The organism is Labrys okinawensis (assembly GCF_047345005.1).
In the GTDB taxonomy this organism is placed as follows: domain Bacteria; phylum Pseudomonadota; class Alphaproteobacteria; order Rhizobiales; family Labraceae; genus Labrys; species Labrys okinawensis.
The window spans coordinates 637534-660885 of the sequence record NZ_CP178864.1; the positions used below are offsets into that span (position 1 = coordinate 637534).

Annotated in this window: 15 protein-coding genes and 2 pseudogenes; 15 read left to right on the top strand and 2 right to left on the bottom strand. The window is 63.5% G+C overall.

The window, feature by feature from the left end:
* Positions 1 to 61 precede the first annotated feature (61 nt).
* From modA to ACMDCR_RS03125, 5 genes are all read left to right on the top strand, one after another.
* Complete coding sequence (gene modA / locus ACMDCR_RS03105; protein WP_413991121.1) at positions 62 to 832, top strand: molybdate ABC transporter substrate-binding protein; 771 nt, start codon at positions 62 to 64, stop codon at positions 830 to 832.
* A 322-nt stretch (positions 833 to 1154) separates the two neighbouring features.
* A complete protein-coding gene (locus ACMDCR_RS03110; protein WP_413991122.1) occupies positions 1155 to 1841 on the top strand; it encodes a TetR/AcrR family transcriptional regulator in 687 nt (228 codons plus the stop codon).
* Positions 1838 to 3322, top strand: coding sequence for a DHA2 family efflux MFS transporter permease subunit (locus ACMDCR_RS03115; RefSeq protein WP_413991123.1), 1485 nt, complete (start codon positions 1838 to 1840; stop codon positions 3320 to 3322). Before ACMDCR_RS03110 ends, ACMDCR_RS03115 begins: the two co-directional genes overlap by 4 nt.
* A 175-nt stretch (positions 3323 to 3497) precedes the next feature.
* Positions 3498 to 4745 carry an efflux RND transporter periplasmic adaptor subunit gene (locus tag ACMDCR_RS03120; protein ID WP_413991124.1) on the top strand — a complete coding sequence of 416 codons (1248 nt, stop codon included), beginning with the start codon at positions 3498 to 3500 and terminating at the stop codon, positions 4743 to 4745.
* A 2-nt stretch (positions 4746 to 4747) separates the two neighbouring features.
* Positions 4748 to 7927 carry an efflux RND transporter permease subunit gene (locus ACMDCR_RS03125; protein WP_413991125.1) on the top strand — a complete coding sequence of 1060 codons (3180 nt, stop codon included), beginning with the start codon at positions 4748 to 4750 and terminating at the stop codon, positions 7925 to 7927.
* Positions 7928 to 8066: 139 nt separating this feature from the next.
* Here the strand turns inward: ACMDCR_RS03125 and ACMDCR_RS03130 are convergent, their stop codons facing one another.
* The gene (locus ACMDCR_RS03130; RefSeq protein ID WP_413991126.1) at positions 8067 to 8894 is read right to left on the bottom strand and encodes a class I SAM-dependent methyltransferase; all 828 of its coding nucleotides are present in this window, start codon (positions 8892 to 8894) and stop codon (positions 8067 to 8069) included.
* Between the two features lie 241 nt (positions 8895 to 9135).
* Between ACMDCR_RS03130 and acs the strand changes: the two genes are divergently transcribed.
* The gene (gene acs, locus ACMDCR_RS03135; RefSeq protein ID WP_413991127.1) at positions 9136 to 11079 is read left to right on the top strand and encodes an acetate--CoA ligase; all 1944 of its coding nucleotides are present in this window, start codon (positions 9136 to 9138) and stop codon (positions 11077 to 11079) included.
* Positions 11080 to 11486: 407 nt separating this feature from the next.
* The gene (locus tag ACMDCR_RS03140) at positions 11487 to 13274 is read left to right on the top strand and encodes a chloride channel protein (protein ID WP_413991128.1); all 1788 of its coding nucleotides are present in this window, start codon (positions 11487 to 11489) and stop codon (positions 13272 to 13274) included.
* 20 nt (positions 13275 to 13294) lie between these two features.
* Here the strand turns inward: ACMDCR_RS03140 and ACMDCR_RS03145 are convergent, their stop codons facing one another.
* Positions 13295 to 14497 (bottom strand): pyridoxal phosphate-dependent aminotransferase, encoded by a 1203-nt coding sequence (locus ACMDCR_RS03145; RefSeq protein WP_413991129.1) that lies wholly within the window; start codon positions 14495 to 14497, stop codon positions 13295 to 13297.
* A 565-nt stretch (positions 14498 to 15062) separates the two neighbouring features.
* Here ACMDCR_RS03145 and ACMDCR_RS03150 point away from each other — a divergent pair.
* From ACMDCR_RS03150 to ACMDCR_RS03185, 8 genes and pseudogenes are all read left to right on the top strand, one after another.
* Positions 15063 to 15224 (top strand): hypothetical protein, encoded by a 162-nt coding sequence (locus ACMDCR_RS03150; RefSeq protein ID WP_413991130.1) that lies wholly within the window; start codon positions 15063 to 15065, stop codon positions 15222 to 15224.
* Positions 15225 to 15470: 246 nt separating this feature from the next.
* Positions 15471 to 16181 (top strand): NAD-dependent epimerase/dehydratase family protein, encoded by a 711-nt coding sequence (locus ACMDCR_RS03155; protein ID WP_413991131.1) that lies wholly within the window; start codon positions 15471 to 15473, stop codon positions 16179 to 16181.
* 231 nt (positions 16182 to 16412) lie between these two features.
* Positions 16413 to 17636, top strand: coding sequence for an aconitase X (locus ACMDCR_RS03160; protein ID WP_413991132.1), 1224 nt, complete (start codon positions 16413 to 16415; stop codon positions 17634 to 17636).
* On the top strand, positions 17633 to 18064 hold the full coding sequence (locus ACMDCR_RS03165) for an aconitase X swivel domain-containing protein (RefSeq protein WP_413991133.1): 432 nt from the start codon (positions 17633 to 17635) through the stop codon (positions 18062 to 18064). The genes ACMDCR_RS03160 and ACMDCR_RS03165 overlap by 4 nt, the downstream gene beginning before the upstream one ends.
* 173 nt (positions 18065 to 18237) lie before the next feature.
* On the top strand, positions 18238 to 20313 hold the full coding sequence (locus tag ACMDCR_RS03170; protein WP_413991134.1) for an elongation factor G: 2076 nt from the start codon (positions 18238 to 18240) through the stop codon (positions 20311 to 20313).
* Positions 20314 to 20675: 362 nt separating this feature from the next.
* Positions 20676 to 20810, top strand: a pseudogene (locus ACMDCR_RS03175) (IS5/IS1182 family transposase); the annotation flags it as partial.
* Between the two features lie 256 nt (positions 20811 to 21066).
* Positions 21067 to 21237 (top strand): annotated as a pseudogene (locus tag ACMDCR_RS03180) (ISKra4 family transposase); the annotation flags it as partial.
* 430 nt (positions 21238 to 21667) lie between these two features.
* Positions 21668 to 22738, top strand: a complete 1071-nt coding sequence (locus ACMDCR_RS03185) for an acyltransferase family protein (RefSeq protein ID WP_413991135.1) — start codon at positions 21668 to 21670, stop codon at positions 22736 to 22738.
* The last annotated feature ends 614 nt before the right edge of the window (positions 22739 to 23352 follow it).

Consider the following 23352-nt stretch of genomic DNA (forward strand, 5'->3'; position numbering starts at 1 on the left):
TCCGCCGCGCCTCGCTATATCCCTTGAAACATAGCCATAGCGGCTTACTGGGGATCATATCATGCTGCGCTTTGCCCGCCGGGCGTTCCTTGCCCTCACCCTCGGCCTTGTCCTCTCGCCCGCCCTTGCCCAGGCGCAGGACGTCACCGTCTTCGCTGCCGCAAGCCTCAAGGGCTCGCTCGACGATGCCGCCAAGGCCTGGACCAAGACATTCGGCAAGAACGTCAAGATCTCCTACGCCGCCTCCTCGGCCCTGATGAAGCAGATCGAGCAGGGTGCCCCCGCCGACATCTTCGCCTCGGCCGATCTCGACTGGATGAAGTATGGCCTCGACAAGAAGCTGATCAGGCCCGACAGCGTCTCCAACCTGCTTGGCAATGCGCTGGTGCTCGTTGCCCCGTCGGACTCGGCCGCCACCATCACGCTCGGCCCGAATGCCGACCTTGCCGGGGCCATCGGCGACGGCAAGCTGGCGGTTGGCGAAGTGAAGACGGTGCCGGCCGGCAAATATGCCATCGAATCCCTCACCAAGCTCGGCATCCTTGCTTCCGTGCAGCCGAAATTTGCCCAGTCTGACAACGTGCGCGCCGCGCTCGCTTTGGTGGCCCGCGGCGAGGCCAAGTTCGGCATCGTCTATGCCACCGACGCGGCGGCCGAGCCCAAGGTCAAGGTGGTGGCTACCTTTCCGGAGGATTCGCATGCTCCGATCATCTACCCCTTCGGCCTGACCGCTTCCTCCACCAATGCCGACGCCGCGGCATTCCTGGCCTTCCTGAAGACGCCGGAGGGGCAGGCGTCGTTCGCCAGGGCCGGGTTCACGCTGCTGAAGTAGACAGCGCTCACAAGAGTTACCGGAGTGGCGGCCTCTGGCCGCCACGTTCGTTTTGATGGCGTCCCGGGATCGCAGGTATCCTTGCCTGCCTCTTGAACCGCTGCGCTCTCCGACACAGGAAGAAGCAGGCAAGGATGCCTGCGGTCCCAGGATGTTCCCCGCGCCTTCACATCCGCGAAACATAGCTCACACAAATGTGCGCGTCTTGCGAGCACCCTTTGAAATTGCAGCATTGAATTTCGCATATTTTCATCACATTTCGGGTCATAAACGAAACTTACAAGTTTCATTCGTAACCGCGGGGTTTTGATTCGAGGCCGCCATGGATTCGTTGACTGACGACAAGCCCTCGGGCGAGGAAAGGTGGCGCGACATCCGCCGCAACAATCTGCTGGACGCGGCCAGCCGCATCTTCGCCCGGCAGGGCTATGAGGCGACCTCCGTGGAGGACATTGCCTTCGAGGCCGGCATCGGCAAGCCGACGGTCTACCGCTATTTCGCGTCGAAACAGGCTCTGTTCGAGGCGGTCTTCGGCCAGGCCATCGACGATCTCGAGATCCGGCTCGACGCCGCCCTCTTGCAGGACGGCCCCTTCGAGGATCGCCTGATGCGACTTGCCATCGAGATCGTGCCGACCTTCCGCACCCATTTCGGCTCGATCCGCAACATCAACGAGGGCGAGACCTCCAAGCGCCGGCTGTTCCGCCAGCGCCGCAGCCAGATCGAGCAGCGCCTCAGGGGCGTGATCGAGACGGCGCAGCGCCAGGGTGAGGCCCGCCCCTTCGATGCGGGCATGGCCGCCAAGCTGATGATCGGCATGATGTGGAGTGGCGTCGGTGCCGACTATCTCTCCGATGCCGAGGTCGCCGAAGCCGTGATCGGCATGGCTCTCAATGGCATCGGCAGGAGCCAGGCTCCGCAAGGCCGTACGCCGCGGGAGAGCCCGGCCGGCGGGACGGTCACCGTGTTGAAGCCCCGTGGCCGCAAGGGCGGGGGCACGCAGCCATGAGCGAGAGCCGCGTTCCCAGGATCGACATACCCACTGGCCGCCTGTTGCCGCTGATCATCGCCTGCGGGCTGTTCATGGAGAACCTCGACTCCACGGTGCTCTCCACCGCGCTGCCGACGATCGCGCACGATTTCGGCACCAGCCCGATCTATCTCAAGCTGACGCTGACGTCCTACCTTCTCTCGCTCGCGATCTTCATCCCGACCTCCGGCTGGATGGCCGACCGCTTCGGCGCGCGCACCGTGTTCCGCGCCGCCATCGTGGTGTTCGCACTCGGCTCGATCGCCTGTGGTCTCTCGACCAACCTCACGGAGCTCGTCGTCGCTCGCATCATCCAGGGCATGGGCGGGGCGATGATGACGCCTGTCGGCCGCCTGATCATCCTCAAGACCACGCCCAAGCACGATCTCGTCAATGCCATGATGTGGCTGACGCTGCCGGCCTTGCTGGGTCCACTCAGCGGCCCGCCACTGGGCGGCTTCATCACCACCTATTTCCACTGGCGCCTGATCTTCTGGATCAACATTCCCATCGCTGTGCTCGGCATTATCCTGGCTACGCTCTATGTGCCCAATGTGCGTGAGGACGATCGGCGTCCCTTCGACCTCATCGGCTTCGGCCTGCTGGCTCCCGGCCTGGTGGCCCTGATGAGCGGGGCGACGCTGTCGGGCCTCGACCTCGTGCCGGTGGGCTACAATGTGGCGCTGGCGGTGCTGGGCATCGTGCTGATCGGCCTCTATGTGCCACATGCCCGCCGCTCGGCCAATCCGTTGATCGAGCTGCGCCTGCTGGCTCTCCCGGCCTTCCGTGCTTCGATCACCGGCGGCTTCCTCTTCCGCATCGGCGTGGGGGCGACGCCTTTCCTGCTGGCGCTCTATTTCCAGCTCGGCTTCGATTTTACGCCCTTCCAGTCCGGCCTGCTGACGCTCGCCACCGGCGCCGGTGCCATGGCGATGAAGGCCTTGGCCGGGCCGATCCTGCGGCGCGCGGGATTTCGTCGCGTGCTCACGCTCAATGCGGTGATCTCCTCCGTCCTCGTGGCGGCGCCGGCGCTGTTCTATGCCGGGATGCCGGTCTACCTCATCTCGCTGACGCTGCTGGCGGCCGGGTTCACGCGCTCGCTGCAATTCACGAGTATCAATACCGCCGGCGTCTCGGACGTCCCGCCCCATTTGATGGGGCGGGTCACCAGCATGACGTCGGTGTTGCAGGAACTGGCAAGTTCGGTCGGCGTGTCCATAGCGGCGCTGGCTCTCGAGGGCTCGATGCGCCTGCACGGCGCCACCGGCCTGACGGCGAATATCTTTCCCGTGGTGTTCATGATGATTGGCCTGATCGCCATGAGTTCGACGCTGATCTTCAGACAGCTGCCGCGCGATGTCGGCAGCGAGTTGCTGGCGCCGGCGCCTGGGGCGCCACCCCAGCGTGCAGTCCCCGGCGCGGTTGTGCCTTCCGCGGGAGGTCCGGTGCCAGCGGAGTGACAACTCACTTCGCATCACAAACGGGTTAAATAACGTTCAGTATTGATCAAATTTTCAGCACTGAAACATTACTTAACACAGCGTCATACTTTTGACGACCAAAGCACTCTAAATTACGCTTGAGATTTTTTGTGTGTACGCAATAGAGGCGTATGTATATCCGTGGGTTGTAGACATGGCTGACAAAGAAGAAAAGCAGAAGAAGCCGCGCCGTCGCTGGCCGGTGTTCCTGACCATCCTGGTGGCCGGAGCGGCGGGCTATGGCGGCTGGCGCCACTTCATCGCCGATGCCAAGCCGACGCCCCAGCCGCAGGCCCAGGCCGCCGCGCCCGCCAAGGTGCCCGTCACCTTCGCCGAAGTGAAGAAGGCAGATTATCCCGTGCACGCCTATGGCCTGGGCACGGTCATGCCGCTCAAGACAGTGACGGTGAGAAGCCGCGTCGACGGCGAGATCACCAAGATCCTGTTCAAGCAGGGCCAGATGGTGAAGCAGGGCGATCCGCTGGTGGAGATCGACAAACGGCCCTACCAGGCGGCGCTCGACCAGGCGGTGGCCAAGAAGGCACAGGACGAGGCCAACCTGCGCAATGACCAGCTCAACCTGCAGCGCTTCCAGAACCTTGCCGAGAAGAGCTTCGAATCCAAGCAGGATGTCGACACACAGCAAGCCTTGGTCGACCAGGTCAAGGCGCAGATCGAGGGCGACGAGGCAGCCATCGACAATGCCCAGACCAATCTGAGCTACACTACCATCGCGGCCCCGATTACCGGGCGCACCGGTTTCAGGCTGATCGACCCGGGCAACATCGTCCACGCCTCGGACTCGACCGGCATCGTCACCATCGCCCAGCTACAGCCGATCTCCGTGCAGTTCACCGAGCCGCAGGACCAGTTGCCGGCCATAACCAAGGCGTTCGACAAGGGCACCGTGCCGGTCGAGGCGATGAGTTCCGACGGGACCACCACCCTCTCACGGGGAAGGCTCCTGGTGATCGACAATACCGTCAACCAGGCCACCGGCACCATCAGCCTGAAGGCTCGCTTCGACAACCAAGACAATGCGCTCTGGCCGGGCCTGTCGGTCAACACCCGCATGCTGATCAACACGCTCGTCCAGGCGATCGTGGTGCCCAGCGACGTGGTGCAGCATGGCCCCAACGGGCTGTTCGCCTATGTCATCGGCGATGACGACAAGGTCAGCGCCAAGCCGATCAAGGTCAGCGTCAACGGCGACGGCAACGCCGTGATCTCGGATGGGCTCACCGTCGGCCAGAAAGTGGTGGTGGAGGGGCAATCCCGCCTGCAGAACGGCGCGCTGGTCGATGCCAAGCCGATGAGCCCCGATGCCGAGAAGGTTGCCGAGCAGACGGTGCCTCCGGCAGGCGGTACGGCCGGCGATGCTTCCCAGAAAAAGGCGGACTGATCATGGCCGGCGGCATCTCCACCCCCTTCATCCGCTTCCCGATCGCCACCTCGCTTCTGATGGTCGGCATCCTGTTCGTGGGCATCATCGCCTATCCGCAATTGCCCGTGGCACCGCTCCCGGAGGTTGACTTTCCGACCATCCAGGTCTCGGCTAGCTTGCCCGGCGCCGATCCCGCGACCATGGCATCCTCGGTGGCGCAGCCCCTGGAATCACAGTTCGCGCTGATCCCGGGCGTGTCGGAGATGACCTCTTCGAGCCAGACCTCATCGACCCAGATCACCCTGCAGTTCGACCTTTCGCGCAATATCGACGGCGCCGGCTCCGATGTGCTCGCCGCCATCAACGCCGCCTCCGGCCAGTTGCCCAAGAACATGCCGAGCCCGCCGACCTATCGAAAGGTGAACCCGGCCGACTCGCCCATCCTGCTGCTCGGCGCCACGTCCGACACGCTGCCGCTGACGGAAGTCTCGGACCAGGCCCTTACCAAGCTCGCCCAGGCCATCAGCCAGATCAACGGTGTCGGCCAGGTCAACGTCGGCGGCCAGCAGACGCCCTCCATCCGCATCCAGGTCGATCCGGCGAAGCTGGTGACCATGGGCCTGTCGCTGGAGGATGTGCGTACCCCCCTGGCTGTCACCACCGTCAACAACCCCAAGGGCACCTTCAACGGCGCCACGCGTTCCTACACCATCTATACCAATGACCAGCTCACCGATGCCGCGAGCTGGAACGACGTTATCATCGCCTATCGCAATGGCAGTCCCATCCGCGTGCGCGACATCGGCCAGGCCATCAGCGCGCCGCAGGACGACACCCAGGCCGGCTGGGCCGACGGCAAGCGTGGCGTGTTCCTGGTGATCTTCAAGCAGCCCGGCGCCAACGTCATCAACACCGTCGACAGCGTCATGAAGGAGCTGCCGCATCTGGAGGCCGGCATTTCGCCCGCCATCAAGATCTCGGTGCTCTCCGACCGCACGCAGACGATCCGTGCCGCGGTGAAGGACGTGCAGTTCACGTTGCTGCTCACCATCGGCCTCGTGGTGATGGTGATCTTCATCTTCCTGCGCAGCGTCTGGGCCACCATCATTCCCTCGATCACGGTGCCGCTCGCTCTCCTGGGTGCCTGTGCTCTGATGTGGATGGCCGGCTACAGCCTCGACAATCTCTCGCTGATGGCTCTCACCATCGCGGTCGGCTTCGTGGTCGACGACGCCATCGTCATGCTGGAGAACATCACCCGCTATATCGAGGAGGGCGAGAGGCCGATGGCCGCCGCCATCAAGGGCGCGGGCGAAATCGGCTTCACCATTCTCTCGATCTCGATCTCACTGATTGCGGTGCTGATCCCGCTCCTCCTGATGAGCGGTATCATCGGGCGCCTGTTCCGCGAGTTCTCGATCACGCTGGCCATGACCATCGTGGTCTCGGCCTTCGTCTCGCTGACGCTGACGCCGATGATGGCCTCGCGCTTCCTCAAGCCCATCCATGACGAGCATCACGGCAAGCTCTACCAACTCAGCGAAAGCATGTTCCAGGGCCTGGTGAATGGCTATGAACGTGGCCTGGACCTGGTGCTGCGCTTCCGCTTCATGACGCTGCTGGTCTTCTTCGCCACGGTGGCGCTCACCTGCTATCTCTTCATGATCATCCCAAAGGGCTTCTTCCCGCAGCAGGACACCGGCCTGATCACCGGCGTGGTGGAAACGGCGCAGGACACCTCCGTCTCCGACATGGCCAGGCATATGGAGGAACTCGGGGCCATCGTGTTGAAGGACCCGGCCATTGCCCATATGGCGATGCGCATGGGTGGCAATGGCAATACGCTCAACGACGGCACGATGTATATCACGCTGAAGCCGCTCGACGAGCGCACGGCCTCGGCAGACCAGGTGATCCGCCGCCTGCAGACCCAGACCTCGCAGGTGCAGGGCGCCCGGCTCTACCTGCAATCGGCGCAGGACGTGCGCCTCGGCGGCCGCCCTTCACGCACCCAGTACCAGTTTACGCTGCAGGGCACCGACATCGACCAGCTCAACGAATGGGCGCCCAAGCTCCTCGACAAGATGAAGACGATGCCGGAACTGCGTGATGTCGCTTCCGACCAGCAGGCCTCCGGCACCACGCTGACGCTGTCGATCGACCGAGACCAGGCGGCGCGCTACGGCCTGACGCCCGACGTCATCGATGCCACGCTCTACGACGCCTTCGGCCAGCGCCAGATCGCCAATTTCTCGACGCAGCTCTCTACCTATTACGTCATCTTGGAGGTGCTGCCCTCGCTGCAGAAGAACACCTCGACGCTGCAGCAGATCTATCTGCGCTCGCCCACCACGGGCGGCGAGGTGCCGCTCTCGGCCTTCGCGAAATGGACGACCGATCCCGTGCGCCCGCTCGCCATCAACCACCAGGGCCAGTTTCCGGCGGTGACGATCTCCTTCAACCTGGCGCCCGGCACTGCGCTCGGCCAGGCAACGACGGCGATCAATGCCATGGAACAGCAGATGAACGTGCCGGCGACCATCACCTCGACCTTCCAGGGCACGGCGCAGGCGTTCCAGGACTCGCTTGCCTCCGTGCCGCTGTTGATCGTGGCAGCGCTGATCGTGGTCTACCTGATCCTCGGCATCCTCTATGAGAGCTACATCCATCCGCTGACCATCCTTTCGACCCTGCCTTCGGCCGGTGTCGGGGCACTGGCCACGCTGCTGACCTTCCACTTCGACTTCAGCCTGATCGCGTTGATCGGCGTGATCCTGCTGATCGGCATCGTTAAGAAGAACGGCATCATGATGGTGGACTTCGCCATCGTGGCCGAACGCGACCATCGCATGAGCCCGCTGGAGGCGATCCGCCGCGCCTGCCTGCTGCGCTTCCGCCCGATCCTGATGACCACCATGGCGGCCATGCTCGGCGGCGTGCCGCTGATGCTGGGCCACGGCACCGGCTCGGAAATCCGCCAGCCGCTCGGCTATGCCATGGTCGGCGGCCTGATCGTCAGCCAGGTGCTGACGCTGTTCACCACGCCGGTGATCTACCTCTATCTCGACTCGTTCTCCAAGTGGATCAGCCCCAAGCGTGCCGAGAACGAGTTCGAGCCCGAGGAAGCCGCCCTGGCCGGCGAGCCGGTCGAGAACCGCGACGTGATAGAGGCCAAGCCGCAGAGCATCGCCGCAGAGTAGCGCCCGGAGCGCGGACGTCCCGTCCGCTCTTGGACCGCCGCGTTCAAAAAGCAAAGGCTCCGACCATGTCGCTGGCTGGAGCCTTGATCTTGCAAATGTAGTGGTTCAAGAGCGGACGAGGACGTCCGCGCTCCCAGACTCACACCGCCCGGGCGATCATCTCGATGGGCGCGATCGAGCCATCGGCCACCGCCGACATCACATTGCCGATCCGCATCGGCGCACTCTCCCCCATCAGCACCAGCGGCCCCGCCGGCGCTGCACCGCCTTGCGCCGCCTTATCGCGCATCTCGCGGCCAAGCTTGAGGGCGAGGTCGCGGTGGCTGCGTTCGAGGTCGATCGCGAAGCCTGCATCCTCAAGGCTCTTGCGGTAATGCGAGGGGCCCTCGACGAAACTGGTGTCCATCGTCATCGCCCAGGGCATGGGATAGGGGAGCTCTCCTTCGGCCACGCGCATGATGTCGTAGACGCCGAAGCGCGCGCCGTGGCGCAGGACGCGGCGCACTTCCTGGAACAGGGCGGCCTTGTCGGCGATGTTCATGCCCACGTGCAGCATCGCCGCGCCGTCGAACTCGCCGTCCGCGAAGGGCATGGCAAGGGCGCTCCCCTGCACGAAGGAGACCTTGCCCGAGAGGTGGCAGCGTTTCGTCAACGTCTGCGCGACCTCGACGAACTCCGGCGTGAGATCGACGCCGACGACATCGCAGCCGAGCAGGCGGGCAAGATGGCGGGCCGGGCCGCCGATACCCGAGCCGACCTCCAGGATCGTCATGCCATGCTCGAAGCCGAGGTCCTCCGCAAGCTCCTCCGTGGCCGAGCCCCAGCCGAGATGGAACTCATCGATGTCGGCAAGATCCTCGATGGCGAGATTGTCGGGATCCTTGCCACGCGACTGCAGCGCGGCGAAAAGGGTTTTCTCCAGTGAACCATGCGTGTAGTGGCGCGCAACAGCTCCTTCGACGTCCATGGCGGCATCCCTTCATGATGATGAAACGGTGGCACGGCATCGCGATCGGGGGAGTATAGCACCGGGCGTGGAGAGCGCCGAGGGATCCTTTCCGGGATCGCAAGCGTCCAAGGAGCGGGCGCAGATGCCAGTCCTCCCAGGGGACTTGCCCCCGGCAACAGCTTTGCCTTAAGCCTTTTGTCACGATAACGCGCCAAAACAGGCCTTGCGGCGGGGTCAAGCCGTGTGGTGGGAGGAATAGATGTCAGAGCACAGGATTTACGACGTTCCCCGCGAATGGGCCGAGGAAGCCTATGTCGACAACTCCCGCTACCAGGCCATGTATGAGGCCTCGATTGCCGACCCGGAGGCTTTCTGGGGCGAGCACGGCAAGCGCATCGGCTGGTTCGAGCCCTATACCAGCGTCAAGAACACCCGCTATGCCCCCGACGTCTCCATCCGCTGGTATGAGGACGGCACCACAAACGTCGCCTGGAATTGCGTGGACCGGCATGTGGCCGAACATGGTGAGCGCATCGCCATCATTTGGGAGGGCGACGATCCCTCGCAGTCGCGCCACATCACCTATCGCGAACTCGCCGCCGAGGTGCAGCGTTTCGCCAATGTGCTGAAGGGCGAGGGCGTCAAGAAGGGCGACCGCGTCACCATCTATATGCCGATGATCCCGGAAGCGGCTTTCGCCATGCTGGCCTGCGCCCGCATCGGCGCCGTCCATTCGGTGGTGTTCGGCGGGTTCTCGCCTGATTCGCTGGCGGGCCGCATCGCCGACTGCTCCTCCACCGTGGTCATCACCGCCGACGAGGGCGTGCGCGGCGGCCGGCGCATCCCGCTGAAGGCCAATGTCGACGCCGCCTGCGCCAAGACGGGCGGCGTCGCCTCGGTGATCGTGATCCGGCGCACCGGTGCGAACGTGCCGATGCTCACGGGCCGCGACCATTTCTACGACGACCTCGCCGCCAATGTCTCGGACGAGTGCCCCTGCGAGGAGATGGCGGCGGAGGATCCGCTCTTCATCCTCTACACCTCCGGCTCCACCGGCAAGCCCAAGGGCGTGCTGCACACCACCGCCGGCTATCTCGTCTATGCTGCCATGACGCACCAATATGTCTTCGACTACCACGAGGGCGACATCTACTGGTGCACGGCGGATGTCGGCTGGGTCACCGGCCACTCCTATATCGTCTACGGTCCGCTCGCCAACGGGGCGACGACGCTGATGTTCGAGGGCGTGCCGAACTACCCCACCGTCTCGCGCTTCTGGGAAGTCGTCGACAAGCACAAGGTGACGATCTTCTACACCGCCCCCACCGCCATCCGGGCTCTGATGGGCGCCGGCGAGGAGCCGGTGAAGAAGACCTCGCGCACCTCGCTCCGCCTGCTCGGCTCGGTGGGCGAGCCGATCAACCCCGAGGCCTGGGAGTGGTATCACCGCGTGGTGGGCGACCACCGCTGCCCGATCGTCGACACCTGGTGGCAGACCGAGACCGGGGGCATCCTGATCACGCCGCTGCCGGGCGCCACCAGGCTGAAGCCAGGCTCGGCCACGCGGCCTTTCTTCGGCATCCGTCCGGAGATCGTCGATGCCGAGGGCAGGGTGCAGGAAGGAGCCTGCGAGGGCAATCTCGTTATCGCCGATTCCTGGCCAGGCCAGATGCGCACCGTCTACGGCGACCACCAGCGTTTTTTCGAGACCTATTTCTCCGCCTACAAGGGCAAATATTTCACCGGCGACGGCTGCCGGCGTGACGAGGACGGTTATTACTGGATCACCGGCCGTGTCGACGACGTCATCAACGTCTCCGGTCATCGGATGGGCACGGCCGAGGTCGAGAGCGCGCTGGTCGCGCATGAGAAGGTCTCGGAGGCCGCGGTGGTGGGCTATCCGCACGATCTCAAGGGCCAGGGCATCTATGCTTATGTCACGCTGATGGCCGGGGAGAGCGGCGATGACGGCCTGCGCCGCGAACTCGTCGCCTGGGTACGCAAGGAAATCGGCCCGATCGCCTCCCCCGACCTCATCCAGTTCGCGCCAGGCCTGCCCAAGACACGCTCGGGCAAGATCATGCGCCGCATCCTGCGCAAGATCGCCGAGGACGAATTCTCGGCGTTGGGAGATACCTCGACCCTGGCCGACCCGGCCGTGGTGGACGACCTGATTACGAACCGGCAGAACAAGAAGGCGTGAGGCGCGACCTAAGCCTCCCCCACGGAGCTGGGGGAGGTGGGCCGGCGAAGCCGGGTCGGAGGGGGTGTGGGCGGAGTGGGGCTCGCCCCAGGGATTGGCAGGGCGTGGCATTCGATGCGAAACGGTCCAGGGGTCAGCGGTTCGGGTGCCTTATCCTGGCCACACCCCCTCCGACCTCACTTCGTTCGGCCACCTCCCCCAGCTTCGTGGGGGAGGCTCCCCGCACCCGTTCTGAGGCGCTTATCGCCGCCATTATCTACTCATTCAATCGATATTATAGCCGAATTTCAGCGTAAAATTGCGTCGCCACGAGACTTTTTGCTTTCACCACAACCGTTTAAACAGGATGCGATCCGTTTCTCCAGCACCCCTCTCCCAGACGGGACTGGGGTAGTGTCGCTTTTGTCATGTCCGTTGCCAGCGATGATACCAGCCCTCTCTCCCGTGCCATCCCGGCCTGGATGCGTGCGCTCGTGCGCCGCAGCGAGAGCGGCATGGTGCTGCTGGCTGCCATCGTCGGCGCGCTGGCGGGCCTTGCAGTCTTCCTGATCAGCCATACCGCGCAGCTTGCCCACGAGCTCTTCTTCGGCCTGCAGTCGGAGGAGCGGCTGAGCGGCACCCTCGGCTTGCCCATGATCCTCGCGCTCAGCGTGCCGGCCTGCGGCGGCCTGATCCTCGGGCTCGTCAATCTGTGGATCGCGCGCCGCCGGTTCCCGCGGCCGATCGACCCGATCGAGGCCAACGCCCTGCATGGCGGCCGGATGTCGCTGAAGGGCAGCCTGATCGTCTGCCTGCAGACCTGGATCTCCAACGGCTTCGGCGCTTCGGTGGGCCTGGAGGCCGCCTATTCGCAGATCGGCTCGGGCATGGCGGCGCGTTTCGGCACCAGTTTCCATCTGCGCCGGGCCGACATGCGCCTCATCGTCGGCTGCGGCTCGGCCGGAGCGATCGCGGGCGCCTTCGGTGCGCCGCTCACCGGCGCCTTCTATGCTTTCGAGATCATCATCGGCTCCTATGCGGTGTCCAACCTCGCGCCGGTGGCGGCAGCGGCCATTTCGGGCACCATCGTCACCCATCTGCTCGGCCTGGAATCCTATGCCGTGGTCGGCGGCGTCGCTTTCCAGCCGCATGCCGCTGGGGCCGCCACGCTCTGCGGCCTTGGCCTGTTCTGCGCAGCAGTCGCTGTGGCCGTGATGCAGGGCGTCGCCTGGATGGAAAAGCTGTTTCGCGGCCTTCGCCTGCCGATCTGGCTGATGCCCTGCATCGGTGGCCTGCTGGTTGGCGGCCTCGCGCTGATCTCGCCCAAGGTGCTGTCTTCCGGCCATGGCGCGCTGATGAACATGCTGGTCGGCGCGCCCGCCCCCGTGCTCGTGCTGGGGGGACTGATCCTGCTGAAGGCGCTGGCCTCGGCCATCTCGCTCGGCTCAGGCTTTCGCGGCGGCCTGTTCTTCGCCTCGCTGTTCCTCGGAGCCCTGGTCGGCCAGTTCTATCTCGGCGCCCTGCAGCTCCTCGTCGCCGATACCGGCCTGACACCGCACGCTGCGGCATTGGCTGGCATGGCGGCGCTGGCGGCGGCCATCGTCGGCGGCCCCTTGACTATGAGCTTCCTGGTGCTGGAGATGACAGGCGACTTCCAGCTCACCGTCGCCGTGCTGATGGCGGTGATCGTCGCCTCGATCACCGTACGCGAGACCTTCGGCTATTCCTTCGCCACCTGGCGCTTCCATCTGCGCGGCGAAGCCATCCGCAGCGCCCACGACATCGGCTGGGCGCGCGATCTCACCGTCGGCCGCGTCATGCGCACGCCGGTGCCCACGGTCGACAAGAACGCCTCGCTGGTGGTGTTCCGCAATGCCTATCCGCTCGGGTCAACCCATTATGCCGTGGCCGTGGATACTCTGACCAACCGATATGCCGGGCTCATCCGGGTCGCGGATGCCTGGCAGGCCAATCCCGAGCTGCCTGACGGCAACAAGGCGGCGGAGACGCTGGCCTTGTTCCGCGACCAGACGCTGATGGCGGGCATGACGCTGAAGCAGGCCACGCAGCGGATGGAGAGCTGCGAGGCCGAGGCGCTGGCGGTGGTGGACGAGGCCGGCCACGTCATCGGCCTGCTCTCGGAAGCGCATGCGCTCAGGCGCTATGCGGAGGCGGCGGATCGGGCGAGGCGCGACCTTGCCGGCGAAGGCGTGTAGGCTAGGACCGCGCTCCCAGGTCAGACCAGCGTATTGCAGAACCTCTGGATGCGCCGTCCCGCCTCTTCCAGCGCCTCGTTCGACGTCGCGTAGGAAATGCGGAAGTTCGGGCCCAGACCGAACGCCGAGCCGTGCACGACCGCCACGCCCTCGGCCTGCAGCAGCTCGGAGACGAAATCCTCATCCGTCTCAATCACCTTGCCCGACGGCGCTTTCTTGCCGATCGTGCCGGCGCAGGAGGGGTAGACGTAGAAGGCGCCTTCCGGTGTCGGGCACTGGATGCCCTTGGCCTGGTTGAGCATGGAGACGATGAGGTCGCGTCGGCCTTCGAAGATCTTGCGGCGCACGGGGATGTAGTCCTGCGTGCCGTTGAGCGCTTCCACCGCCGCCCATTGCGCAATGGTGCAGGCGCCCGAAGTCTGCTGGCCCTGGATCATGTCCATGGCCTTGATCAGGGGCTCGGGGCCGGCGGCGTAACCGATGCGCCAGCCCGTCATCGAATAGGCCTTGGAGACGCCATTGATGGTTAGCGTGCGGTCATAGAGCTTCGGCTCGACCTGCGCCGGCGTGAAATAGGTGAAGTCGCCATAGACCAGATGCTCATACATGTCGTCGGTCATCACCCACACATGCGGATGGCGCATCAGCACGTCCGTAAGCGCCTTGAGCTCGTCCCGGCTATAGGCGGCGCCCGAAGGGTTGGAGGGCGAGTTGAAGATGAACCACTTGGTCTTCGGCGTGATCGCCTTTTCGAGCGCCTCGGCGGTCAGCTTGAACTGGCTGGCGATCGTCGTCGGTGCGAACACCGGCGTGCCGCCGCACAAGGCCACCATCTCCGGATAGGAGACCCAATAGGGCGTGGGGATCACAACCTCGTCACCCCTGTTGAGCGTCGCCATCAGGCCATTGAACAGGATCTGCTTGCCACCAGTGCCGACGATGGTCTGCGAAGGCTTGTAGTCCAGCCCGTTCTCGCGCTTGAACTTGGCGGCGATGGCTTCGCGCAGTTGCGGAATGCCCGAGACCGGCGGATATTTGGTCTCTCCGCGCATCATGGCGTCGATGGCCGCCTGTTTGATATTGTCGGGCGTATCCATATCCGGCTCGCCGGCGCCAAGACCGATGATATCCCGGCCGGCTGCTTTCAATTCGCGCGCTTTCTGGCTCACCGCGATGGTCGCGGAGGGCTTGATGCGCGAAAGAGCGTCGGCGAGAAAGGCCATGGCTGGGACTCCTGATGAACCGTTTAAATTTGCGGGCGGACCCTAGAGCAAAGCGCGCTTAGGCGTAAACGCTGCTTTGGCCTAGCGCTTTGTTTCGACGCGTCTTTGCGATTCTTGCCGAATGCGCCAAATCGCAAAACGCTTTAGGCGCGCCATAGCGCCGGTTCAAGGGGACGGACGCCTTTTTTCTTCACGCCTCGAAGGAAAATGCCGGCCCCAAACCCGGGTCGACAAAAGCGAAGACGGTGTCATTCCGCGCGTGCCGCGCAGGTTTGCTTGTGAATGGCAGGGAGACCGGAATGACCAGCCCTTTCCCCGACATTGCTAGTTTGTAACGACACAACATTGCCATGAAACTTCCTCACCGCCGCCCGCTCAGGTGCAAAGACCCGCCGTGATCGCGAGTATTCTTGGCGTCATAGCCGATGCGCTTCGGGAAGAGGTCGTAATCTGGTTGAGTGCCGTGTGCGTTTTTGCACTTCGCAACGGAAGGCGAGTGTCTAAACCAAAGGACGTTAGGGCGATTTAAAACGATTGCGTTCCAAGTACGTTCATGGAGATCACTATGGCAGTCAATCAGGCAGTTCCGCACTTCTTCAAGGCCGACACCCGCGCCATGCGCGTTTCGGCGGCTGAAGCAGAACGTCAGTTGACCCTGGCGTTGTGGCTGGTCGGATTGCTCGTTGTTGCGACATTGATTACAGCGACCGTCGGTTTCTTCGCTTAACCCCCCCGCGAGCGAAGAGTACTGGTCGCTAACGCGCCGGATGGACCCCCCGCCATCCGGCGCATTTTTTTGGCCTGGCGCAAATTGCGATTTCATCGAATCGCAATCTTCCCAATCGAAAAGTTCACCAGCTTTTCTGGAAGATGCTTTGCCTGCCTTGGTACAGATTTTCCTTTCGATCTTGGTGCTTTTTCCTGGCCCCTTCCGCGGGCAGCCTGCAGCTCGGGAGTCTGACAGGAGAACATCATGGGTCATCGTATCTTCCTCGCCGGGGCTTCCGGCGCCATCGGCCGTCCCTTGACCAGGCTCCTGGTCGCCGCCGGACATGAGGTGACCGGCACCACGCGCTCGGCCGAGAAGGCGGAGCAGTTGAAGGCGCTCGGCGCGGAACCTGCCATCGTCGATGTCTACGATGCCGAGGCGCTCGCCGTTGCGATGGCGGCCGCCCGCGCAGAGATCGTCATCCACCAGCTGACCGATCTGCCTTCGGGGGTCGATCCTACGCGCATGGCCGAGTTCGCCGCGCGCAATGCCCACCTGCGCCGAGAGGGGACCGCCAATCTGGTGAAGGCGACGCTGGCGGCCGGCGCCCGCCGCCTGGTCGCCCAGAGCATCGCCTGGGCCTACGCGCCCGGCCCCTTGCCCCATCGCGAGGGCGATCCGCTAGACCGCGACGCCGAGGGCCTGCGCGCCGTCAGCGTCGGCGGCGTGATCGCCCTGGAGGAGGCCGTGTTGACCGCGCCGCTGGAGGGCATCGTGTTGCGCTATGGCCGGCTGTATGGCCCGGGTACGGGGGTGGAGAAGGCAAACGCACCCGCGGTGCATGTCGAGGCGGCCGCCAGGGCCGCGCTGCTTGCGGTGGATCGTGGCAGTGCCGGCGTGTTCAACGTTGCGGAGCCCTGCGAGGAGCTGTCGAGCGAGAAGGCAGCGCAGGAGCTCGGCTGGACGGCTGGGTGACCCTGGGATTGCAGGCATCCTTGCCTGCCATTTGGAAACCGTAGCGTTCGTTGGATCGGAAGAAGCAGGGGAGACGCCTGCTCTTGGAAACGGCACGCCCTGTAGGAAGGGAAGAGGCAGGCAAAGACGCCTGCGATTCCAAGGATTCACAAATCGCCCGCTCCCGCATAATCTCGCCCGGAAAGCCCTACCTCGGTTGATTCCTTGCACCTCACTCCCGACGAATGTGCGATGCGCGATGGCGGACACGGCCCGGCCGTTGCCTTCGCCATGGACATCCTGCTGCGCTTCGGCGAGGCCGTGGGCGCGCCGAGGCTCATCCCGATCAGCCAGGCTCATATCGACGGCTGCCTCTATCACGGCCAGGTCAGCCTGGATTTCGTCGAGCGCCTCGTTGAGGAGGACGGCAAGGTCCGGGTGCCGACCACCCTCAATGTCGGCTCGATGGACCTCCTTCATCCCGAGCTGATCGGTGGCCCGCAGGCCGAGCGCGCTGCTGGGAAGCGGCTGATGGAGGCGCATCTGGCGCTCGGTTGCGAGCCGAGCTTCACCTGCGCGCCCTATCAGACGCGCTTCCGCCCACGCCTCGGGGAACAGATCGCCTGGGGTGAGTCCAACGCCATCGTCTTCGCAAATTCGGTGATCGGCGCCCGCACCAACCGCTATGGCGACTTCATCGACCTCTGCTGCGCGCTCACCGGCCGCGCACCCGCCTTCGGGCTGCATCTCGACGAACACCGTCGCGGCGAGGTGTTGTTCCGCCTTCCGGAGCTGCCGTCGGCCTGGCGCGACTCCGACGCGCTCCATGTCGCCGTCGGCCACGTCATCGGCGAGAGGTCGCAGGGCCGCATTCCGGTGATCGAAGGCCTGCCACCACAGCCCACCGAGGACCAGCTCAAGGCTCTCGGCGCCGTGGCCGCTTCATCGGGCTCGGTGGCTCTGTTCCATGCCATCGGCATCACCCCGGAAGCACCGACGCTGGGCGACGCCCTTGGTGGGCGTCCGCCTGCCGAGACGATCGATCTCACTATGGCAGACCTGAAGCATGCCTTGGCTTGCCTCTCGACCGCCGCCGAAGGCACGCCGCTCTCGGCCGTCAGCCTGGGCACGCCGCATTTCTCGCTGCAGGAGTTCAAGACGATGGCGCCGCTGATGGAAGGCTTCCACAAGGCGCCCGGCCTGGCCTTCTACATCAACACCAGTCGCGAGACCTATCATGCCATCGATGGGCTCGGCCTGTGCACCCTATTCGAAAAGGCCGGCATCACCCTCCTTACCGATACCTGCACCTATGTCACCACCCTGCTGCACGGCCTCGACGGCGTGGTGATGACCAATTCCGGCAAGTGGGCCCATTATGCGCCGGGCAATATCGGCGTCGGCGTCGCCTTCGGTTCCCTGGCTGATTGCATCGCCTCGGCGCAGGCGGGCTACGTGATGCGGAGCGCACTATGACTTCGTTCACCGCCCGCACCTTGGTGGAAGGCAGCGCGGAGGGCCTGCTCGTGCTATGGACCGTGCCGCTCTCCTTCTGGGGCGGCTATGACAGCAGTACCGGCCGCGTGATCGACCATTCGCATCCCGCCTTCGGCACGGGAATCGCCGGGCGCATCCTCGCTATGCCCTCGGGCCGTGGCTCCTCCTCGGCGAGTTCGGTTCTGGCAGAGGCGATCCGGCTCGGCACAGCGCCGGCGGGCATCGTCCTCGCGCAGGCGGACCCGATCATCACGGTCGGCGCCATCGTGGCGGCGCGGCTCTATGGCAGGGCCTGCCCGGTGGTAGTTTGCGGACCCGGGGTCATGTCGCAACTTCGGCCAGATGTCCGCATGAGCCTCTTCGCAACGGCCGATGGCGCCCGGCTAAACTTAAGCGCCGCTGCGTAAATCAGCGTCGCGAAGCTGTCATTTTTCCCTTGCCAGCACGCCCAAACGGCGCGACGTTTCCTCGCAGCCGCCGTCAAGAGCGGTGGCCCGAAGCGCTTTGCGATCTGACGCAATCGTCGGAACCGCAAGGATGCGTCGAAACTAAAGAGCGACATAGCTGGGAGGTACGCGACATGACGCAAGACACTCCAGACGGCAGGACGCCAGCCAGCGGCAGACGATTTAGCGGGCCGCGCTGCATCGCCCTTGTTGGCCCGTTCCAAAGTGGCAAGACCACACTTCTCGAAGCCATCCTCGCCCGTATGGGGGCGCTGCAGCGCCAGGGCACCGTATCCGCCGGTTCCACCATCGGCGATGCCAGCGCCGAGGCGCGCGCCCACGCCATGAGCATCGAGGCCAATGTCGCCGCCGTGGACTTCATGGGCGACACTTACACCTTCATCGACTGTCCCGGCTCCATCGAGTTCCTGGCCGAGATGCGCCCGGCCCTGCCCGCAATCGACGCGGCCGTGGTGGTGTGCGAGGCGGACGAGAAGAAGGTCCCGGCTTTGCAGCTGATTTTGCGCGAGCTGGAAGATTTGAAGATCCCGCGCTTCCTCTTCCTCAACAAGATCGACAATTCGCACCAGGGCGTGCGCGAGGCACTGCCTCTGCTGCAGCCCGCCTCCCGCCTGCCGCTTCTGCTGCGCCAGATCCCGATCTGGAAGAACGGGGTCGCCGTCGGCTATATCGACCTCGCCCTCGAGCGCGCCTTCATCTACCAGGAGCACGCCGCTTCGCAGGTGGTCGACATCCCGCCCGATGAGCAGGACGAGAGCAAGGATGCCCGCTATTGCATGCTGGAGCGGCTCTCCGACCATGACGACGCGCTGATGGAGCAACTGCTCGAAGAGGTTGAGCCGCCGCGCGACCGGGTCTTCGACGACCTTGCCCACGAACTGCGCGACGGCCTCGCCGTGCCGGTGCTGATGGGCTCGGCCCTCAACGGCAACGGCATGCTGCGCCTGATGAAGGCCCTGCGCCACGAGGCGCCCGGCATCGCCGAGACGACGGCACGCCTCGGCGTGACGCCCGGCAGCGAGCCGCTCGGCTATGTCATGAAGACCTTCCACACCGCCCATGCCGGCAAGCTCTCGCTCACTCGCGTGCTCTCGGGCAACTTCCAGGAAGGCATGACGGTGACGACCTCATCCGGCGAGAGCGGCCGCATCGCCGGCTGTACCCGCCTGCTCGGCCAGACCACGCAGAAGACCACGCAAGCCGGGCCGGGCGATACCGTGGCGCTGAGCAAGGTTGATGCCGCCCATACCGGCGACATGCTGTCTATCGGAAAGGCCGTGTCGTCGCCTGTCGCCGCCGAGGTTCCGCAGCCGGTGATGGCGCTCGCCGTGCGATCCCGCGACCGCAAGGACGACGTCAAGCTCACGGCGGCCATCCAGCGTTTGCTTGACGAGGACCGCGCGCTCAGCGTCGAACAGAATGCCGAACTCGGCGACATCATCCTGCGTGGCCAGGGCGAGATGCATCTTCGCGTCGCGGTGGAAAAGCTCGCCTCGAAATTCGGCGTGGCGGTGAACTCGCATCCGCCTCAGATTGGCTATCGCGAGACCATCCGCAAGGCCGCTACGGGCGTGCGAGGCCGGCACAAGAAGCAGTCCGGTGGTCACGGCCAGTTCGGCGACGTGGTGATCGATGTCATGCCGCTCCCGCGTGGCGAAGGCTTCGCCTTCACCGACAAGATCACCGGCGGCGTGGTGCCGCGCAACTACATCCCCTCGGTCGAGGAGGGCGTGAAGCACTATCTCAAGCGTGGCCCGCTCGGCTTTCCGGTGGTGGATGTCGGCGTGGCGCTGACGGATGGTTCATACCACACGGTGGATTCCTCCGACATGGCGTTCCAGACCGCGGCACGCATCGGCATGAGCGAGGCAATGCCGCAATGTAGCCCCGTGCTGCTGGAGCCGGTGCTGGCGGTGGAGATCGCCGTGCCTTCCGACGCCACCGCCAAGGCCAATGCCATCGTCTCCTCCCGCCGGGGCCAGATCCTCGGTTTCGACTCCCGCCAGGGCTGGGATGGCTGGGACGTCGTGCAGGCGCTGATCCCGGAGGCGGAGATCACCGACCTCATCATCGAACTGCGCTCGGCCACCTCCGGGGTGGGTACCTTCAAGGCGAAGTTCGACCACCTGGCGGAATTGTCAGGACGGCAGGCGGATACGATCGTGGCCTCCAAGCAGGCTGCGCAGTAATCGTGGGAGCTCGGACGTCCTCGTCCATGTGCGCTGACTTTGCGGGGCGAGGCGATGGAAACTGGAGGGGCGATCACCGATCGCCCTCTTCCCTCCCCGCAAAACGTACCGTTTGCGAAATTGTCGATCAGTGATCGACACTCCAGCTGCGCGCCCTTCCAGCAAAGTTAGCGCCTATGGACGCCCTCATCCGCTCTTGGATTCGGGAGCGGACGAGGACGTCCATGTGCGCTAACTTAACCCAAGCTACGGGTTTGGAATGGTCAAGGGGAGAGGCTGTTTTGGCGCCAAGGGATCGGTCTGGTCGGCGAGGAGGGCGGCGATCAGGTGCGTGAAGGCATTGGGCACGGAGCGATGCTTTGAAGGCGCGCAATCTCATCGAACGCTGCTTCAACAAGCTCAAGCACTTCAGACGCGTAGCCACTCGATACGACCGGCGCGCCCTGTGCTTCCCCGGTTTCGTTCAACTCGCTTGCGCAATGCCATGGATGCGGTGAATGTCGATTCAGCCTAGAGAAGCCGAGGTATGCACAGGGCAGGGGCCGCCACAATTTCTGTGGCGGGAGCATGACCTTGTACCGGATGGGCCTGACGCGCACCAATGAGGCGTTGGCCTGCCGGCGGTGCCGTCCCTTAGAAGACGCGACCGAAAGGAAGAGATGTTGGCGCGCCATTGTCGACCGTCGAAGAATATCAATCGCCGACGCCCGATCGACGGTCACGCGCGTCAGGGCGTACTCGATAAGCTATTGGGCCAATCAGGATATCAACTTCATCTCCGATAGTGGCAAAGAGGTCCGCTCTCTCGCCGAAACGATCGCGCCGGCGAGCGAGCATGTCCTCGACCGGTTCCACATCACCATGCGCATCACGGTTCTTCGCCAGTTCGCGCAAGGGCTCGAAAATCATGGCGAACAAGCCGGGCCTCGATCGATCTGACACCGGTCGCGAATGGCGACTTCACTGTCACCATTTCCGCCGGCACGCTCTCCACCTCGCTCGATGTCACAGTCACCGATCCGGTGGTCGCGATTATCCGATCTCGACCAGGCCGCGTTCGCACCGAAAGCCGCACCGACCGCTGCTGTCGTGGGTACCTGAACTTCTGTCGGCCATGAGAATGCAAGAGTCGGGGGCAGTTGGCCGGCCTGGGACACAGGATTGGTATCTCTTGCCAATCCATTCCAAGTCGGGCCAGCCATAATAGGTATTGCTCTCATATCTCCATGCTCGCGCGTGCAACTTGTCGTGAAATACCTTCAGAAATAGATCGAAAAGTAGTATTGTAAAATAATCGGTGCAATACTGTGCCGGAAGACTAGAATAATATATACTGCAGGGCTGGGAAATGACTATGAATAAAATTGGCGCCATTCAGGCGCTCCGAGGACTCGCGGCAATATTCGTCGTCATTCGGCATTCGTGGTGGTCGTTCAGGCTGGGTGGTTCGGGCGTCGACCTCTTCTTTATTATTTCCGGCTTCACGATGGTTTATGCATCGCAGAACATGTTCGGGTCTGCCAAAAACACCTATACATTCATTGCTCGTCGTTTTATTCGCATATTTCCAGCATACTGGACGGCGACAATCATACTCGTTCTCCTTCTTGGACTTCCGGATTTTTCGTATCTGATCAGGTCTCTCTTCCTGGTGACGCTGCCCGAGCTGCCCATGCTTGCGCCGGGTTGGACCCTTTCTTTCGAACTCTGCTTCTACCTGATATTCGCAATGTTCATCTTTCTGCCAATGGCTGGGGCGGTATTTGCCGTTGTCTCGGCTCTTTTGCTTCTCGTCTTCGTGGGTCAACTGATTCCGTCGGTAGGATACTATGCAAGCCCGCTCGTGCTTGAATTCGGGCTGGGTTCGCTCATTGGTCTGGCCTTCTGCAAGGGTGCGAGAGTCCGGAAATGGCCGGCGATGATCCTGCTCCTAGCCGGCCTTGCCGGCTTAGCTGCGTCGGTGAGTCTGGGCGAGCTTGCGGACAAGATTTGGTTACGGCAGATATGGTGGGGACTGCCATCCGCCTGTATCGTCATCGCTCTCGTATTTGGTCCTGAAATCAAGTTGCTACAGCATACTATATTCCAAGAGCTTGGCGATGCCTCCTATTCGATCTATGTGACACATTGGATTATCGTAAAAGGTTTTCATTCTGCTCCCTATCACCGACCGGCGACTTTCTTGATGTCGATATTCGCCGGTGTTGGGTTCTACTACGTCTTCGAAAAACCAGTTTTACAATTTCTCCGCGCAAGGCTGGCACCGTCCTTCGCAAAGGCTCCAGCAGAGCCGGTCTACGGCGCGCTTTCCACGTCGCCCGCTGCGAAGGATGCTCTTTCAGCTGCCACGACCATCAGCCGTGATGTCCACCATGCTGCAATCGTGCAAAAGGCTGCACCGGCTACTACCAGTGTTGGCGCATAATCTCCCGCCAGCCGTGAGAAGGCATGGGCGAGCTTTTTTGGCTGAGTTGTCGCTCGATCTATTCCTCCTCTCAATTGCGCAGCACCGAGGCGTCGATCCCGATCATGACTGACTGCGACCGAGCCTGCTGCCCCTCATGCAGCGTCGACTGCGCCACCCTCAATTGCCATCGAAGAGATAATCCTAGACCTCCGAAACGTGGGTCGGAACAGGATCTGTTCTTCCAGGCATGTTAAGAAAATAGCTCAAGTATTTCAGGGGGTTGAGGGGGCAGTCGCTCGGATCCATTTGAGCGGGCCGTTACATTAACCCGAGCCACGGGTTTGTCTTCACATTAACCCTGGGTGAATCCAGATAGATTCATCCGATCCGACAGACGTTGCGGAGGCGCGCATGTTTGATCGGCATGTGGAGCAATTCTAAGGGCAAGCGCGACAGAGGAAAGGCAGCAATTTACTTGATGGCTGCTCCTACACGAAAGGGATGCCCGCGAGCGCTTTGCTTCTCAGCAAGGGGCGAAACCGCAACGGCCGTCCACGCTAAGGCCGATCCTCAAAACAGCAGACCACGAAAGCGCTAAGGGCCGGTATCAACCGGTATCGAAGCACACCACA

Coding starts and splice junctions, on each gene's coding strand:
- modA (WP_413991121.1), top strand. CDS start 62: ATGCTGCGCTTTGCCCGCCGGGCGTTCCTTGCCCTCACCCTCGGCCTT.
- ACMDCR_RS03110 (WP_413991122.1), top strand. CDS start 1,155: ATGGATTCGTTGACTGACGACAAGCCCTCGGGCGAGGAAAGGTGGCGC.
- ACMDCR_RS03115 (WP_413991123.1), top strand. CDS start 1,838: ATGAGCGAGAGCCGCGTTCCCAGGATCGACATACCCACTGGCCGCCTG.
- ACMDCR_RS03120 (WP_413991124.1), top strand. CDS start 3,498: ATGGCTGACAAAGAAGAAAAGCAGAAGAAGCCGCGCCGTCGCTGGCCG.
- ACMDCR_RS03125 (WP_413991125.1), top strand. CDS start 4,748: ATGGCCGGCGGCATCTCCACCCCCTTCATCCGCTTCCCGATCGCCACC.
- ACMDCR_RS03130 (WP_413991126.1), bottom strand. CDS start 8,894: ATGGACGTCGAAGGAGCTGTTGCGCGCCACTACACGCATGGTTCACTG.
- acs (WP_413991127.1), top strand. CDS start 9,136: ATGTCAGAGCACAGGATTTACGACGTTCCCCGCGAATGGGCCGAGGAA.
- ACMDCR_RS03140 (WP_413991128.1), top strand. CDS start 11,487: ATGTCCGTTGCCAGCGATGATACCAGCCCTCTCTCCCGTGCCATCCCG.
- ACMDCR_RS03145 (WP_413991129.1), bottom strand. CDS start 14,497: ATGGCCTTTCTCGCCGACGCTCTTTCGCGCATCAAGCCCTCCGCGACC.
- ACMDCR_RS03150 (WP_413991130.1), top strand. CDS start 15,063: ATGGCAGTCAATCAGGCAGTTCCGCACTTCTTCAAGGCCGACACCCGC.
- ACMDCR_RS03155 (WP_413991131.1), top strand. CDS start 15,471: ATGGGTCATCGTATCTTCCTCGCCGGGGCTTCCGGCGCCATCGGCCGT.
- ACMDCR_RS03160 (WP_413991132.1), top strand. CDS start 16,413: ATGCGCGATGGCGGACACGGCCCGGCCGTTGCCTTCGCCATGGACATC.
- ACMDCR_RS03165 (WP_413991133.1), top strand. CDS start 17,633: ATGACTTCGTTCACCGCCCGCACCTTGGTGGAAGGCAGCGCGGAGGGC.
- ACMDCR_RS03170 (WP_413991134.1), top strand. CDS start 18,238: ATGACGCAAGACACTCCAGACGGCAGGACGCCAGCCAGCGGCAGACGA.
- ACMDCR_RS03185 (WP_413991135.1), top strand. CDS start 21,668: ATGAATAAAATTGGCGCCATTCAGGCGCTCCGAGGACTCGCGGCAATA.